We start from the raw sequence: 17,308 nt of genomic DNA on the forward strand, positions 1-17,308 counted from the left end.
GTATCGCGATATGAACGAAAACAAAAAGTACCGTACTGCCAGCTCAGGCAACGGCCAGAAAGGCAATGGCCAAGAAAAAGGAAAAACACTTACTACCCGTCAGGGCCACCCCGTTACCGATAACCAAAACATCAGAACAGTGGGTAACCGCGGACCTGCCACTATGGAGAACTACCACTTCATAGAAAAAATATCTCACTTCGACCGGGAGCGCGTTCCGGAGCGCGTAGTACATGCCCGTGGTGCCGGAGCACACGGTGTTTTCCAGGCTTACGGCACGATTGGCAACGATCCTGTAGAGAAATTTACCCGCGCCAAGGTTTTTAAAAAAGGTAAGGAAACGCCTGTTTTTGTACGCTTCTCTACAGTAGGCCATGGCACGCACTCACCCGAAACACTCCGCGATCCGCGTGGATTTGCTGTTAAGTTCTATACTGAAGATGGCAACTGGGATTTGGTAGGCAATAACCTGAAGATCTTCTTTATCCGCGATGCCATGAAATTTCCGGACCTGATCCACTCGCAGAAACCGGACCCGGTGACCAACATCCAAAGCGCCGAACGTATTTTCGATTTCTTCTCGGGTACACCTGAGGCTACTCATATGATCACGTTCCTTTATTCGCCTTGGGGCATTCCGGCTACCTATCGCCAGATGCAGGGATCAGGCGTAAATACTTATAAATGGGTAAATGCGGATGGCGAGGCTGTGCTGGTAAAATACCACTGGGAGCCGATGAAGCAGGGCATCCGCAACCTGACGCAGAAAGAAGCCCAGGAAATACAAGGCAAAAACTTTAACCACGCCACCCAGGACCTTTATGAAGCCATTGAGCGTGGCGATTTTCCGGAGTGGGAACTGAATGTGCAGATCATGAGCGACGACGATCACCCGGAACTGGATTTTGACCCGCTGGATGACACCAAGCTATGGCCAAAAGAGCAATTCCCATGGCACCCGGTAGGTAAAATGACCCTGAACCGTAACCCTGTAGATTACTTTAACGAGGTAGAGCTTTCTGCCTTCGGTACAGGTGTGCTCGTAGATGGCCTTGATTTCTCTGACGACAAAATGTTGCAGGGCCGTACTTTCTCTTACTCCGATACCCAGCGTTACCGCGTAGGGGCTAATTACCTGCAGTTACCGATAAATGCCCCAAAAACACACGTAGCAACCAACCAGCGCGGCGGACAAATGGCTTTTGATACCGATTTTGCAGAAGGCCAGAACATCCACGTAAATTATGAGCCATCTATACTTGGTGGTTTAGAAGAAGCCCCAAAACCAGGTAAAGACTACACGCCACGCTACGAAGCGAACCTAGTGCGCCAGAAGATTGACCGTCAAAACAATTTTGGCCAGGCCGGTGAAACCTACCGCAACTTCGAAGACTGGGAACGCGATGAGCTGATAAATAACCTCGGCAACGACCTGGCTAAGTGTGATAAACGCATTCAGGATAAGATGCTGGAATACTTTACGCAGGCTGATGAAGATTATGGTCGCCGTGTAAGAGAAAGTATAGACAGAGCAACCAAAGAGCTCCTGAAAATGATGAAGCACGATATGCTGGAAGGCACTGATGGACCATTAGGTAACATAACCGGTGAGGAAGGTGTGCAGCAGGCGCAAAGCGACTCTCATTCTGCCAAGCCTTATTAAGGTATACTTCAATATAAAGTTTAAACTAAAACCGTGATCAGCCCATACTGGAACTGATCACGGTTTTTCTTTCAGAATAATTTCTTCTTCTAGCGCAGCTGTTTTTTTGTTATACTTTCCTTGAGCTGCACAAATACTTGTTTAAGACATATAGTTTAATCTAAATATTTATTCAGAAATAAAAACAAATAAAGATAGGTTTGTTAATTTTAGAGCATTATTAGGCTTAAATCTTTATGAAAAAACATTATCGCTCTGATAATAGCTGCCTGAACTGCAGCACAACTGTTTCTGATAAATTTTGCCCTAGCTGCGGTCAGGAGAACCTGGAACTGCATGAAGATTTTCTGCACCTGGTATTGCACAGTGTAGGCCATTATTTCCATTTCGAGTCGAAGTTTTTTAACAGCATTGTGCCGCTTTTCACAAAGCCGGGTTACTTAACCAAAGAGTATTTTGCAGGCAAACGCGCTTCGCACCTCAACCCGATAAGCATGTACATTTCTATCAGCATCTTGTTCTTTTTTCTTTTTACGGCTAACTCTAACAGCAATAAAAAAGACATTTTGGAAGAGAATGCTACACAAGAAAATACGGCAGTGAACACTGCAGCAGATAAACAATCGGGAGCTGACACATATACTATTCTGAACAATGCCAAAGCCGTATCTGACAGCGCCAGTACCCGCAACGATGCTATTGTTTACACCGCCCCTACAGCAACAGAACCAGATACGGCAGATAAAAAAGGCACCACACTTTCTCTGGTCGATGAAGATTCACTACCACAATCGTTAAAGGATAAACTAAAGAAGGTAATGGATGATGACCTGAGTGGTCAGCTTTTCCTGAACAAGCTGGTAAGTCATTTTCCGAAAATAATGTTCATCCTGCTGCCGTTGTTTGCGCTTATCCTAAAGCTGGTACATATCAGATCAAAAAAGTATTATGCTGAGCACTTGATCTATTCTATACACGTACACTCGTTCCTCTTTCTGTTCGGATCTATACTGATAATCCTACAATGGATACTGCCTTTTATTTCAGGCTGGATAATGTTTATCGGGTTTATTATAATGCTATGGTACATCTACAGATCGATGCGGAACATATACAGGAGTTCAAGATGGCTCACAGTATATAAATTCTTTATGCTGGCTTTTGCTTATGGTTGCCTGATGTTGCTCAGTGGCTCTATTGTGGTTTTAGCTACCCTATATACTATGTAAGAGTTTGCTGTTAACAAGCTCAGAAAGTATAAATCTGTACAAAACATACCAGCAGCCTAACTATACTGTTGCTAGGGTTAGGCTGCTGTAGTACTAATTACCGAATAGCTTCCCCCTAACCCAGTTTACGCTGTCAGAGGCCTTGTCAGCATAGTTATTGATATCATTCACTACATCACCTACATGGTGTTTTTCCCAGAGCGTGCCAAAAACTTTACTGCGCGGCTTCTCTATATCTAATAGTTTTTTCTTGCTCTGGGTATTTTGTACAACTGGTCGTTTAAAGCCTTTTACTTCTGTCAGTACATAATGCTTCCTGTTCAGCAATACATAAAACTGCTCCGTTTTAGCCGGGCTTATCTCATACACAGCCGAATCAACATCGGTATAAAATATAACTTTCTCCTTCTGCCCTGCCACCTGTATGTGCAAAGAGTTTAGGTCATATTCCGGTTTAATATTCCAGAAGCCATTCACAAGCACTTTCCCAACACGCACATTCACTGTACTGGAATTTGCCATAAGAAGCGGCAAACCTTTATAGGTAGTTTGCCCAAAGGCCGGAGTTAACGAAATAGTAAGTACAACGGATGTGGCTAACAGCTTAAGAGTTTTCATGACCTGGGACAAACAGCAGATAATATAATCAAAGCTTTTTCCATGCCTATTCTTCTGTAGTAGTACAAGCAAAATTTAAAGCAGTATAGAAACAGCAATTTAACATCTATATATTAATTTATTCAAATCAAATCTATTTTTATTCCCCTCAAATTTTTCTTATGAAAGCTACAAATCAGCTTCTGACGAAGCTAGGGTAAAGCATTTAGACTATTAAAATCCGAGGCCACAATTACAATCTTCAACTATACATTGCTACCTGCGTTCATAATTGCAAGCACATAACTATTACAGAAACAAGCTTTTAAAATTATCATGAGCGTTCTAACTATACAGCAGCAGGTAGCAGCTATCTTAGCCACGGCAGGTGTTAAGATAAACGGCCCGGATGCCTGGGACTTGCAGGTGCACGACGAACGGTTTTATAAACGCATACTTACCGATGGAACCTTGGGACTGGGCGAAGCTTACATGGATGGCTGGTGGGATTGTGAAAGTATAGACCAGTTTGTGTTTAAGGTGCTGAAGGCAGATCTATATAAAACGGCAAAATTAGGTTGGCGATCGGTATTGCAGCTATTACTGGCTAAGATGCTGAACATGCAGGCCAAGGGCAAAGCCGCCCGTAACGCGCAGCGCCACTACGACATCGGCAACAAACTATACCAGCTAATGCTCGACAAGCGCATGACCTATAGTTGCGGCTACTGGAAAAACGCTTATAACCTGGACCAGGCCCAGGAAAACAAACTCGACCTTATCTGCCGGAAACTATACTTACAGCCGGGCCAACGCGTGCTGGATATTGGCTGTGGCTGGGGAAGCTTTGCAAAGTATGCTGCCGAAAAATATGGCGCAGAAGTAGTTGGCATAACCGTATCAGAAGAGCAGGCTGCACTGGGCAGTGAGATGTGCAAAGGCTTGCCCATAGAAATCAGACTGCAGGACTACCGGGAAATAAAAGAACCGTTCGATTATATTGTGTCGGTGGGAATGTTTGAGCATGTGGGTTACCGTAACCACAGAACGTTTATGCAAGTAGCAGCCCGATGCCTGAAAGACAACGGCCTTTTCCTGTTGCACACCATTGGCCACAACTATTCAAGAACCTCCGCTGATCCGTTTACAGATACCTACATTTTCCCGAACTGCCTGATACCTTCTATTAAACAACTGGGTGGGGCTATGGAGCATATTTTTATGGTAGAAGACTGGCACAACTTCGGCCCCTATTACGACCCAACTTTAATGGCCTGGTTCCATAATTTCGACAGCAACTGGCCTCAATTGCAGGGCGAGTATGGAGAGCGTTTTTACCGCATGTGGAAATATTACCTGTTATCCAGCGCCGGCTCGTTCAGGGCGAGGCATAACCAGCTATGGCAACTCGTACTCTCTAAAAAAGGCATTGTGGGCGGGTATGAGGCGGTACGGTAAGTACAGGTTTCAATTATTTCAGTCTATACTTTGTTATCTTAACAGAGGCTGAACCCGTGGATAACTCTATGGAAAACTGTTGGATAAAAAGCACTCCCATCTCAGCTTCAGATTGATTATCTTTGTAGTAATGGAAAATTTCGTAGTATCAGCGCGTAAGTACCGCCCGAGCACGTTCGACAGCGTGGTGGGGCAGCACCATATAACCAATACCCTTAAAAACGCCATCAGTAGCCATCATTTGGCGCAGGCATTCCTTTTCTGTGGTCCGCGTGGGGTAGGTAAAACTACCTGTGCCCGCATCCTGGCAAAGACCATTAACTGCCAGAACATTACCCCGGAAACCGAAGCCTGTAACGAGTGCGAATCGTGCCGCAGCTTTAACAGCAACAGCTCGTTCAATATACATGAGCTCGATGCGGCCTCTAACAACTCCGTAGAGGATATCCGTAACCTGGTGGAGCAGGTGCGTTATGCGCCCCAAACCGGCAAGTATAAGATCTATATTATAGATGAGGTGCACATGCTCTCGAACCAGGCCTTCAACGCATTCCTGAAGACCTTGGAAGAGCCGCCTTCTTATGCCATTTTTATATTGGCTACTACCGAGCGCCACAAGATCATCCCGACTATACTTTCGCGTTGCCAGATCTTTGATTTTAACCGGATCAGGATTGATGATATGGTACGCCATTTGGGAAGTATAGCCCAGAAAGAAAGCATACAGGCCGAGCCGGATGCGCTGCACCTGATCTCGCAGAAAGCAGACGGAGCCTTGCGCGACGCCCTGTCTATTTTCGACCAGATGGTAACCTTCTCAGGCAGCAATGTAACCTACAAAGCCACTGTCGAGAACCTGCACATCCTGGATTATGACTACTACTTCAGGTTAACGGATGACCTGCTGAACCAGAATTTATCGGGGGCATTGTTGTTGTTTGATGAGATCCTGAAGAATGGTTTTGATGCGCATAATTTCCTGGTAGGTATAGGCGAGCACTTCCGTAGCCTGTTGGTTTGTAAAGACCAGGCAACGGTGCAGCTGCTGGAAGTTTCAGATAACATCAAGGCCAAGTATGCGGAGCAATCTACCAAGTCTTCGGTTTCATTCCTGTTATCGGGGCTGAACCTGGTGAGCACCTGCGACATGCATTACAAGAGCAGCAAAAACCAGCGCCTGCACGTGGAGCTATGCCTGATGAAGATGGCCCACCTGAATGCAGCGTTCAGCTTTGCACAGGAAGGAGCAGAACCAAAAAAAGCTAAGGTAGCAGCGCCGGCACCCGCCTCTACCGCATCAGTTATTGGTGCCACCACTGCGCTTATGCCAGTACAGCCGGCAGCCGCAGCTATACCTTCTGCAGGCCTGCAACAGCCAGTTCCGGCAGGAAGTATACCATCAGCAGAATTGCAGCAGCCACCAAAACCGCAACAGGTAACTCCTGATGCTCACCTGGCTCCGCCTAAAGCAGCGGCTGCACCTGCACCGGAGCCAGACAGGTCGCGCCCGGGTATGCCACCACCCAAAAAGCTGAGCAAGATCCCGAGCTTGAAGGATATACAGCAACAGGCACAGGCTACCACAACTATAACAACCGCTGCCGAAGAAGCCGAGGAAGTAAGTTATGGTGCATTTATACCTGTAGATCAGGCTAAACTGAAAACAGCCTGGCATGCTATACTTCGCCGCAAGAAGGAAGAGAATATGATGGAGTATACACTCCTGAACCGCCAGTATCACGTAAACGACCAGAACGAGATAACCATGCACCTGGATAACCACGTGATGATGGATCAGTTCTCGGCGTTGCGACCGGCTATACTTGCTGAGCTAAGACAACAGCTGGGTAACCGAAGTATAAACCTGAAGGCGGAAGTGGTGGAAGTACAGGATGAGAAGCGCCTGTATACGTCTCAGGACAAGTTTAATTACCTGGCCGAAAAGTACCCCGTTATAGTTGACATGAAGCAGCGTTTCGGGTTGGATACCGACTTTTAAGCCTCGCAAGGCTATACTTTTATAGTTAGAACCTCACATTAACACAAACTATGACCACAAGAAAAGGAGTATCGCTTTTCCTGGTGGGCCTTGGCCTTACATTTACTCAATGTAAGAACGAGATCAGCCAGACACAGGCAACAACCGAGGCCACTTCTGCGGCTAAGACCGAAAAAGAATATACTTACGAAACAGCGCCAAATGACCCGCTGAACGCCCGCATCTATACCTTGGATAACGGCCTGAAAGTATATTTGACAGACTACGAAGAAGCGCCACGCATACAGACTTACATTGCAGTGCGAGCCGGCTCTAAAAACGACCCTGCAGATGCTACCGGACTTGCTCACTACCTGGAGCACATGGTGTTTAAAGGCACCTCTGAACTTGGTACCCAGAACTGGGAGAAAGAGAAAGTAGAGCTTGATAAAATTGAAGCGCTATACGAAAAGTACAGAGCGACGAAAGACGAAGCAGCCCGCAAAAAAATCTACCACCAGATCGACTCTGTTTCGGGAGTAGCGGCTACCTATGCCATTGCCAACGAGTACGATAAAATTCTGGGTGCTATTGGTGCAAAAGGAACGAACGCCTATACCTGGGTAGACCAGACTGTGTATGTAAACGATATTCCGAGCAACCAGTTGGAGCGCTGGATAGAGCTGGAAGCTGATCGTTTTGCTGACATGGTGCCGCGTATTTTCCATACCGAGCTGGAGGCAGTGTACGAAGAGAAAAACCGCACCCTGGATAACGACGGCTGGAAAGTACAGGAAGCGATCAGCGCTGCCCTTTTCCCGACACACCAGTATGGCTCGCAGAGCACTATAGGAACTATAGAGCACCTGAAAAACCCGTCCATCACCGAGATCAAGAAGTACTATAACAAGTACTACGTACCGAATAACATGGCCATTACCATGAGCGGCGACATTGATTTCGACCAGACTATCCGCCTGATAGACAAGTACTGGGGAACGCTGGAGAAGCAGCCGGAGCCAACTTTTGAAGTAGCCCAGGAAAAGCCAATCCAGAAGCCAATCGTAAAGGAAATTTTAGGCCCGGATGCTGAGAATGTATCCATTGCTTTCCGTACACCGGACATCAATTCTAAAGATGCGCTGGTGATACAGATGATCAGCAATCTGCTTTATAACGGCCAGGCCGGTTTAGTAGACCTGAACCTGAACCAGCAACAGAAAGTGCTGCAGGCGTATGCTTACGACACCCCGATGAAAGATTACGGTATGTTCCGGATGACAGGCATGCCGCGTCAGGGCCAGACCTTAGACCAGGTACGTGACCTGTTGCTGCAGCAGCTGGAACTGATCAAGAAAGGTCAGTTTGATGAGTCGCTGATACAGGCTGTGGTAAATAACGACAAGATAAACACCATGAAGGCCTACGAAGACAACAGCAACCGCGCCGATGCCTTTGTTACTTCGTTTATTTATGAAATGCCGTGGGAAAGATTTGTGAGCCGCCCTGCTGAGTATGCAAAAATCACGAAGCAGGATGTGATGGATGTAGCCAACAAGTACTTCAATAACAATAACTATGTGCTGGTTTATAAAAAGACCGGCAAAGACCCTAACGCCCAGAAAGTAGAGAAGCCTGCTATTACGCCGGTAGCCGTTAACCGCGATGCACAGTCGGAGTACTATAAAGCTTTTATGGCGAAGGAAGTGCAGCCGCTGCAGCCGGTTTTTGTAGACTATAAAAAAGATATCACAGAGTCTAAGTTAAAGCAGAACATCCCGCTTCTTTACACCAAAAACAAGGAAAACGGCCTGTTTCAGCTATACTACATCCTGGATATGGGCACCAACAACGACCCTAAACTGGGTATGGCTGTTAACTACCTGAAATACCTGGGAACCGACAAGTATACAGCAGAAGAGCTTCAGAAGGAGTTTTACAAGCTGGGTACTTCCTTTGATGTGTTCTCTTCCGGAGACCAGGTGTATGTAAGCTTAACCGGCTTGGATGAGAATTTTGAGAAAGGTCTGAACCTGTTTGAAAGTGTGTTAGCTAATGCCAAGCCAGACCAGCAGGCCCTGAATGATATGGTGGCCGGTATGCTGAAAGCCCGTGAAGATGCCAAGAAAAACAAAGGCGTTATTCTGCAGCAGGCCATGATGAACTACGCCAAGTATGGCCCAAAGAATCCGTTCAACACCGTGCTTAGCGAGAAACAACTGAAGGCCGTCAAGCCGCAGGAACTGGTAAGCATCATCAAGAGCATTCCGACCTATGAGCACCGCGTACTGTACTACGGCCCACGTGAAACGGATAAGCTAACCGCTGCCCTTAACTCCGGCCACAATGTGCCTGCTACACTTAAGCCGGTACCTGCCGAGAAAGTATACAAGGAGATAGACTTTACACAACCAACAGTTTACTGGGCTGACTATAACATGGTGCAGGCCGAGATGATGTTTGTGAGCAAATCGGTGCCTTACAACAAGGATATTATACCTGTAGTGCGCCTGTATAACGAGTATATGGGTGGCATCGTGTTCCAGGACCTGCGTGAGTCGAAGGCTCTTGCCTACTCTACTTACTCCAACTATGGTACTGCTTCTAAAAAAGACCGTGCAAACTACCTGGTGTCGTACATCGGGGCGCAGGCTGATAAATTATCAGAAGCTATGGCGGGTATGCAGGCCCTGTTAACAGATATGCCTTTAGCAGATGCTAACTTCCAGAACGCACAGGCAGCATTGCGTAACAGCATCTCAACAGAACGTATCACAAAATCCGACATCCTGTTCAGTTATGAACGAGCCAAGAAGTTGGGCCTAACTTACGACATCCGCCAGGACGTGTATCAAAGCGCCAACACCATGACCTTTGACCAGTTGAAGGAGTTCCAGCAGAAGTATGTAAAGGCTCAGCCGCAAACTATACTTGTGATTGGCTCTAAAGACAAGCTGAACTTTAAAGAACTGCAGAAGTATGGAAAAGTGAAGCAACTGACACTGAAAGAGCTGTTTGGATATTAACAGTTTGATATTAGACGTTAGACAAGTATAAAAGCGGCAGCCAAAGTATGGCTGCCGCTTTTGTTTACATGAAGTTTAGTTTTTGCGGAGGAGTTCTCCCCTTGAGGGGAGTTGGAGGGGTGTTTACCGTTGCAGGGAGAATTGCGAATTAATTAACTACAGGTACTTTAACTTCGAGAGTTACACCCCTATAATCACCTCAAGTGGATAATTTAAATAAAATGAAAGTTTACCGATTCGCCAGCACTTCGGCTACCCTTGTCCATCTTATTTCAGGATAGCGGTTGTTATCTAAAGACTCCAGTTTTGCCATACCTCTGAACATATCGCGCATATACTGCATACCCTGCCATGCAGGATAGGCTTCATTTGAGCCAGGTATAACTGTTTTTGTTATCTTAATGATGGTGTTTAACAAACCTAAGCCACCAATCCGGAGCAGCTTAAATTCTTCTCCTGTCGCTTTACCCGCCGCTTCACATAATCCATGGACAGTTAGTACATCGCCGGCAATGCATAGGTAACGTGGTGTGTTTGGGTCAAGCGCTGCGGCAGCGGTATAATCGGCTGTATTTTGTATGGTGGTAAAGTCCATAAGCTGATCCGGGTTGCCATAGTACATGACTCGTTTGATTGGGAAGAGAATTATAGGCGCTTGCCCGGTAAGCAGATCAGAGAACATGCCGCATAAAACAGAAGTCGCAGCTATAGGAGCTTTTTCTAAACGTTCTTTAAATTCTTTCCTGAAGTCCAGGTTGCGGTTGTTGCCGTAGGGTAGCTTCGTGAAATCAATGGCAAAGTCGGAAGGTATAAAACGTGGTACTCCGGCAGCCACAGCAGCATCTAGCAACAACGTCTGTATACCAACCATAACATAGTGCAGCCCTGACAAAGCCGACACCACACAGGTAGCTCCTTCGCAGGCTTTCATTAATTCAGCAGCATTATGGAAATCTACTTCACAGATAGTAGCCCCTGATTTCCGCAACGCATCCACTTTATTTGCATTACTGTCTGCCCTAACCAACACTCGCACAGTAGCTCCTTTCTCAAGTAGCGACCTGGCAATACGCCCACCTAAATTTCCTGTGGCACCTGCCAGAACTATAGTTGAAGTATGTAAAGTGTTGCTAATTTCCATAGTTGCTTAGTTACCTTTGGTTTGTAACAAGCTTTTAATGGAAAGGTTACGGATTAAGCAGCATGCTAAGCATAAGAGCAACTTGCGTAATATCGAGAATTAGAATCCGCCAGTACTTAAATAGCGGCCTAAATCATAACTAATGATAGTATATAAGTTCTGTCCATTATCATCTTTTGTTACTCTGAATCTAAAAGCACAACGTTTAATCTCATCTTCTTGCTTCTTATCAAAATCAACAGAAAGTTTAGTATCACCTTCAACATAATCTTCAGTTATCGAATTATTATATTCAGAGATACGTGAGCTGTACTTCTTCATTCCTGCTGCAGCTACTTCTTTTTTCAAATCCATAAACACTTTAGCATTGCAGCGATACTCAACTCTATAATTAAAATGTTTTCGATTTGTACCTGAATCATAATTTAAATTAGGTGATTCATCATACTCTATTTGTAAAAGCGCTTCTACCCCTGATTGATACTTATTTGGTCTGAATGACCAAAATACTCTTGCACCAAACCATCCAGCAATTCCAGGAGCTGTTTCCTCATCTTCTTTCAGAGCTTTTTCAAACTCCCAGCCCTTATCCATTAGAAAACTATTTATATCTGTAACATCTTTATTAGATAATGATTTTAACTGGTCTAAAGTTAAACTCGATGTTCTTACTTGTCCTAAGCATAATATTGGATACAAAGTAAGGGCTACAATGAAGTAAAGTTTCATCATACAAAAAACGATATTAAATATTAGTGAATATATAAAATATGATATAAACAAAAAAGGCTGCCCGATCTCTCAGGCAGCCTTTTTTATACTTTATACTTCAGATTAGAAGTTAGCTAAAGCAGCGTTCAGCGTTTCGCTTGGGCGCATGGCTTTGCTGGTTTTCTCTTCGTTCGGGTGGTAGTAACCGCCGATGTCAACTGGCTTGCCTTGTGCTGCAATCTGCTCATCCACGATCTTCTGCTCGTTATCGGTAAGCTCTTTTGCTAAGCCAGTGAAGCGGTCTTTCAGCTCCTGGTTCTTGGTTTGCTCGGCAAGTGCCTGTGCCCAGTACATCGCCAGGTAGAAGTGGCTGCCACGGTTATCGATACCACCAACTTTACGGGCCGGCGACTTATCCTTCTCCAGGAACTCAGCGTTGGCTTTGTTCAGTGCTTCTGCCAATACTTCAGCCTTCTCGTTCTTGGTCTTGTAAGCAAGGTCTTCCAGCGATACAGCCAGTGCCAGGAACTCACCAAGCGAATCCCAACGCAGGTAGTTTTCTTCGATAAACTGCTCTACGTGCTTCGGTGCAGATCCACCGGCACCTGTTTCGAACAATCCACCGCCATCCAGCAACGGAACGATCGAAAGCATTTTAGCACTTGTACCCAGCTCCAGGATCGGGAATAAGTCAGTCAGGTAATCGCGTAGCACGTTACCGGTTACCGAGATAGTATCTTTACCAGCTTTGGCACGCTCGCAAGTATAACGGATAGCCTCCACCGGAGACATGATCTTGATCTCAAGACCGTTGGTGTCGTGGTCCTGCAGGTACTTCTCTACTTTCTTGATCAGGTTAGCATCGTGTGCACGCTGCGGATCAAGCCAGAAAATAGCTGGTGTGTTGGTAATTCTAGCTCTTGTAACAGCCAGTTTTACCCAGTCCTGGATAGGAAGGTCTTTGGTCTGGCAAGCTCTGAAGATATCGCCTTCCTCAACTTTCTGTTCCATCAACGTGTTGCCGTTCGCATCAACTACACGCACAGTGCCAGCAGCTTCCATCTGGAAAGTCTTGTCATGCGAGCCATACTCTTCTGCCTTCTGCGCCATCAAACCGATGTTCGGAACTGTACCCATCGTAGTCGGGTCGAAAGCGCCGTTCTCTTTGTTGAATTTGATGACTTCCTGGTAGATGCCTGCATAAGAACGATCCGGAATGATCGCCTTCGTATCATGCAGTTTGCCATCCGGTCCCCACATCTGGCCAGACGAACGGATAGCCGCCGGCATAGAGGCATCAATGATCACGTCGCTTGGTACGTGCAGGTTGGTAATGCCTTTGTCAGAGTTCACCATCGCCAGTTCAGGGCGCTGCGCCATCTCCGCTTTCAGGTCAGCTTCAATTTCAGCACGCTTCTCAGCTGGCAGGTTCTGGATTTTTGCGTAAACATCGCCTAGACCGTTATTCGGGTCAACGCCAGCTTCTTTCAAAGCAGCGGCATGTTTTGCAAAAGTATCTTTGAAGAAAACTGTTACCGCGTGGCCAAACATGATAGGGTCAGAAACCTTCATCATGGTTGCCTTCAGGTGCAGCGACAACAATATACCTTGCTCTTTTGCATCCGCAATTTCCTTCTCCAGGAACGAACGAAGCGCATTTTTGCTCATCACTGATGAATCCATCACTTCGCCGGCTTTCAGAGCAATTTTGTCTTTCAGCACTTTGGTCTCGCCGTTCGCGCCTACAAACTCGATGCGTACCTCGGTAGCGTTATCAACTATAACAGACTGCTCGCTGCCATAGAAGTCGCCACCTGTCATGTGCGCTACATGCGTTTTAGAGTCAGAAGACCATTTACCCATCGAGTGCGGGTGCTTCTTGGCATACTGCTTCACGGCATCCGCCACACGACGGTCAGAGTTACCTTCGCGCAATACAGGGTTTACTGCACTACCTAAAATTTTCGCATAGCGTGCTTTTGCATCCTTCTCAGCATCGTTTTTAGGGTCAGCCGGGTAATCCGGGATGTTGTAGCCCTGCGATTGAAGCTCTTTGATAGCCTCTGTAAGCTGCGGGATTGATGCACTGATGTTTGGTAACTTGATGATATTAGCCTCAGGCGTTTTAGCAAGCTCGCCCAGGTAAGCCAGGTCATCGTTCTGTTTCTGCTCTGCTGTCAGGTTCTCCGGGAAAGCTGCAATAATACGGCCAGCCAGGGAAATATCTCTTGTTTCTACTTCAATGTCGGCAGCCTTTGTGAAAGCCTGTACGATGGGCAAGAAAGAACGCGTAGCCAGCGCCGGCGCCTCATCGGTTATAGTATAGATAATCTTCGATGCTTTTGTAGTCATTGTAAAAATCTGGTTTAAGGCTGCAACCCCGCTATGGAAGCAAAAGCTACAGGTTAAAAATGCTGTATTTAAGGTTAAAGTAAAGTATAAACTCAGCTTACAGGCAATCTATTTTACCTTGTCTGGTTTGGTCAGCAAATATAAGAGTCTTTTTGATATTGGAGAGTCAGGAAATACGCTTTACTTCCAGAGAGTTAAATTGGCTGCAAATGTTACAAACTATACTTTAGTTACAGCTATTCCCCTAACCCTTATCCCGTATACTTTAACAAGCAATTGCAGTAAATGTACTGTAGCTTATAAATCCGCTAGCGGGCAAAAAAGGAGAGTTATACTTAAAATTTAGGTAGTTATACTTAAAAAAGATAACATCAATTGCGTAGCTACGTCTTACGGTGGATGTATTAAATTTTCTTGATATAGAAATCCATTATATACGGCCTTGCATGTGAAACTATCTACAACTGTTCTGCTCTCTGTTTTCTTGCTTCTGCCAACGCTGCTTTTTGCGCAGACTCACCGCATTATGTGCCTCGGCAATTCTATTACACAAGCCGATAATGAACATACGAGTTACCGGTTTCCGCTTTGGAAAAAGTTGGTAGATGCAGGAATAGATGTTGAATTTGTAGGCTCTCATGCTACAAACTTTGGTGGGCTATCTCCTGCGCAGGGTACTGTATATAAGGGCAAAACTTTTACAAACCGAAACGAAGGCCACTGGGGCTGGCGTGCTGATGAAATTTTATATGGAAAGGACGGCAATACCAATAACAAGCTTCAAAGCTGGCTTACTGCCTACACCCCGGATATAGCCCTGATCCACCTGGGCACAAACGATATTTTCCAGGGACATAGTATTGTCAGCACAATTGATGAGATAGACCTGGTAATACAGCTGATCCGGGAGAAGAATCCAAATGTAACTATACTTTTAGCTCAGCTTATTCCTTCAAATCTGTCACATGATAATATAAACCAGCGACTCATTACCCTGAATTCCGAGATAGCCATACTTGCCGAAGAGCTGAACACACTCGCGTCTCCGGTTATTTTAGTAGATCAGCACACAGATTTTGATGCCGCACAATATACCTACGATGATGTGCACCCCAATGAGCAGGGCGAAGAGGCGATGGCCCAGTGCTGGTTTGATGCTTTAAACACAGTGCTCAAGCCTCTGCCGGTATCATTTCTAAGCTTTAAGGCCAGTTACACACACCATAATAAAGTACAGCTCACCTGGACAACAGCTTCAGAGAGAAACAATCTATACTTTGAGGTTCAGCGTGCCCAGGATTCTACACACTTTTCTACGATAGCTACTGTAACAGGAGCCGGAACCACACAAACTAAATCCACTTATAGTTACCTTGATATTACAGCTCCATCCGGTGAACTATACTACAGGCTAAAACAGGTAGATAAAAATGGTAGCAGCACTTACTCCGGCATTATACACATCAGCAAATCCCCTAAAAAACATAAGCTCTCTATTTACCCGACAATAACACACAATGAGCATATTTCCCTGCACCTGCAGCAGCAACCCCATACATCAGTAGAGCTGGCTGTATATGGAGCCAATGGCACTTTGGTGCAGCGTATAAAGGGCCAAAGTAATGCAAGCGGTGATTTTAAAAGAACAATAATTACAACTGAGCTTCAGGGAAAAGGATTATACATTGTAAAGTCGGCATCAGGGTCGCAGGTGCTTGGCAAATTTATAGTTGAGCAATAATCAATAGCTCTGCTGGTCTTGCTGGTGCAATAATGCTATTACTTCTTCATCAGTGGTCTGGCCAAATTCTGCATAAAACTGCCCTACCGCCTGAAAAAAAGGTGGCTCCAGCAGGCATACTACTTCATCAACCATGTTGCTTATGCGTTCTACAGCAGAAGGTGGTGCAACCGGAACAGCCACTACTACTTTAGCCGGGTGCTGCCGCTTTACCAGTTCTATAGTTGCTACCAGGGTTTTGCCGGTTGCTATGCCATCATCTACTATAATTACAACTTTGTTTTGAAGTGTTGCAGGCTTTCGGTCGCCCATAAATAGTTTATACTTTTGGCGCAGGCCTTCTCGAATGCGTTCTGCTTCCGCCTCCACATATTCACGGGGCACTTCTATACTTGGGTCTATGGTCTTGCTGTCCAAGCCTACAGAACCGATGGCATATTCCGGGTTGGCAGGATGACCGATCTTTTTTATAAGTGTTACTTCTAAAGGCATTCCTAAACGCATGGCAATGGGTGCTGCCACGGGCACGCCACCACGAGGTATAGCCAGCACAACACCATCTTTACCTTTGTATTTCTCCAGGCGGTCGGCCAGCATTTCCGCCGCTTCCTCCCGGTTCCTGATCATCTCCATCATTTATAGTTTGCTAAGGTTGGTCCTGCCGGAGCGCGTGTTGCTTACCGGGCTCCAGGTATTTCCGGAACCAGTCTGTAGCCAGTTGTGCTGCCATCTCCAGTGCTCCGGGCTCTTCAAATAAGTGCGTAGCATCAGGCACAATTTCCAGGTCTTTTATACACAGCATCATATCCTGCGCCTGCCGGTTCAGGTCCAGTACTTCATCATCTTTACCACCAACTATAAGTAAGGTAGGAGTCTGCACATCTGCCAGCACAGGCCCCGCCAGGTCCGGACGTCCGCCTCTGCTAACTACTGCTTTTACAATATCACCGAGTGCTGCTGCTGCACCAAGTGCCGAAGCAGCACCGGTACTAGCACCAAAAAAGCCGATGTTCAGGTTACCAACGGTAGGGTCTTTCTGTATCCAGTAGGTAGTATTGATCAGGCGTTGGGTAAGTTTGGCTATATCAAAACGGTTTGCGTATTCCCGGTCTTCTTCTTCGGTAAGCAGGTCAAAAAGTAAGGTGGCAAAACCAGACCGCTGCAGGTGCTCTGCCACAAAACGGTTGCGGGTGCTAAGCCTGCTGCTGCCGCTGCCATGAGAAAACACAACCAGGCCTTTTGCATTTTCTACCACCGCCAGATCGCCTATTAAGGTTACATCATCCAGCTCTATCCGGACACTGTCTTTAAAAGTATAGTTTGTTTCCATAGTTTTATTCTTGTGTGTATTTCAGCCTGTTACCTTCAACAGAACTTCCCTATTCAGTACGACCTGTAAGGTGCAGGGTTAG

The 17,308-nt window shown here is 45.9% G+C and carries 12 protein-coding genes; 6 read left to right on the top strand and 6 right to left on the bottom strand.

What is annotated here, in order from left to right:
- Window positions 1-10 precede the first annotated feature (10 nt).
- Both MJ612_RS11345 and MJ612_RS11350 read left to right on the top strand, forming a co-directional pair.
- The gene (locus MJ612_RS11345) at window positions 11-1,663 is read left to right on the top strand and encodes a catalase (protein WP_187033640.1); all 1,653 of its coding nucleotides are present in this window, start codon (window positions 11-13) and stop codon (window positions 1,661-1,663) included.
- 236 nt (window positions 1,664-1,899) lie between these two features.
- A complete protein-coding gene (locus tag MJ612_RS11350) occupies window positions 1,900-2,892 on the top strand; it encodes a DUF3667 domain-containing protein (protein WP_187033641.1) in 993 nt (330 codons plus the stop codon).
- A gap of 93 nt (window positions 2,893-2,985) precedes the next feature.
- Here MJ612_RS11350 and MJ612_RS11355 read toward each other — a convergent pair whose 3' ends face one another.
- On the bottom strand, window positions 2,986-3,510 hold the full coding sequence (locus tag MJ612_RS11355) for a hypothetical protein (protein WP_187033642.1): 525 nt from the start codon (window positions 3,508-3,510) through the stop codon (window positions 2,986-2,988).
- A gap of 315 nt (window positions 3,511-3,825) precedes the next feature.
- Between MJ612_RS11355 and cfa the strand changes: the two genes are divergently transcribed.
- From cfa to MJ612_RS11370, 3 genes are all read left to right on the top strand, one after another.
- Window positions 3,826-4,947 (top strand): cyclopropane fatty acyl phospholipid synthase, encoded by a 1,122-nt coding sequence (gene cfa / locus MJ612_RS11360; RefSeq protein WP_187033643.1) that lies wholly within the window; start codon window positions 3,826-3,828, stop codon window positions 4,945-4,947.
- A gap of 130 nt (window positions 4,948-5,077) precedes the next feature.
- Window positions 5,078-6,946 (top strand): DNA polymerase III subunit gamma/tau, encoded by a 1,869-nt coding sequence (locus MJ612_RS11365; protein WP_187033644.1) that lies wholly within the window; start codon window positions 5,078-5,080, stop codon window positions 6,944-6,946.
- A gap of 50 nt (window positions 6,947-6,996) precedes the next feature.
- Window positions 6,997-9,951: a M16 family metallopeptidase gene (locus MJ612_RS11370; RefSeq protein WP_187033645.1), complete on the top strand. Its 2,955-nt coding sequence runs from the start codon at window positions 6,997-6,999 to the stop codon at window positions 9,949-9,951.
- A gap of 229 nt (window positions 9,952-10,180) precedes the next feature.
- Here MJ612_RS11370 and MJ612_RS11375 read toward each other — a convergent pair whose 3' ends face one another.
- The 3 genes from MJ612_RS11375 to MJ612_RS11385 form a co-directional block, all read right to left on the bottom strand.
- A complete protein-coding gene (locus tag MJ612_RS11375) occupies window positions 10,181-11,092 on the bottom strand; it encodes an NmrA family NAD(P)-binding protein (RefSeq protein WP_187033646.1) in 912 nt (303 codons plus the stop codon).
- Window positions 11,093-11,191: 99 nt separating this feature from the next.
- Window positions 11,192-11,824: a hypothetical protein gene (locus tag MJ612_RS11380; protein ID WP_187033647.1), complete on the bottom strand. Its 633-nt coding sequence runs from the start codon at window positions 11,822-11,824 to the stop codon at window positions 11,192-11,194.
- 102 nt (window positions 11,825-11,926) lie between these two features.
- Complete coding sequence (locus MJ612_RS11385; RefSeq protein ID WP_187033648.1) at window positions 11,927-14,155, bottom strand: NADP-dependent isocitrate dehydrogenase; 2,229 nt, start codon at window positions 14,153-14,155, stop codon at window positions 11,927-11,929.
- 448 nt (window positions 14,156-14,603) lie between these two features.
- Between MJ612_RS11385 and MJ612_RS11390 the strand changes: the two genes are divergently transcribed.
- Complete coding sequence (locus MJ612_RS11390) at window positions 14,604-15,896, top strand: SGNH/GDSL hydrolase family protein (RefSeq protein ID WP_187033649.1); 1,293 nt, start codon at window positions 14,604-14,606, stop codon at window positions 15,894-15,896.
- On the opposite strand, the gene MJ612_RS11395 is transcribed toward MJ612_RS11390, so the two are convergent.
- Entirely contained in the window at window positions 15,897-16,532 is a 636-nt protein-coding gene (locus MJ612_RS11395) for a phosphoribosyltransferase (RefSeq protein WP_250419128.1), read from the bottom strand.
- 10 nt (window positions 16,533-16,542) lie between these two features.
- Window positions 16,543-17,226, bottom strand: coding sequence for a dienelactone hydrolase family protein (locus MJ612_RS11400; RefSeq protein ID WP_187033650.1), 684 nt, complete (start codon window positions 17,224-17,226; stop codon window positions 16,543-16,545).
- Window positions 17,227-17,308 lie beyond the last annotated feature (82 nt).

It is taken from the genome of Pontibacter deserti, assembly GCF_023630255.1.
GTDB classification, from domain to species: domain Bacteria; phylum Bacteroidota; class Bacteroidia; order Cytophagales; family Hymenobacteraceae; genus Pontibacter; species Pontibacter deserti.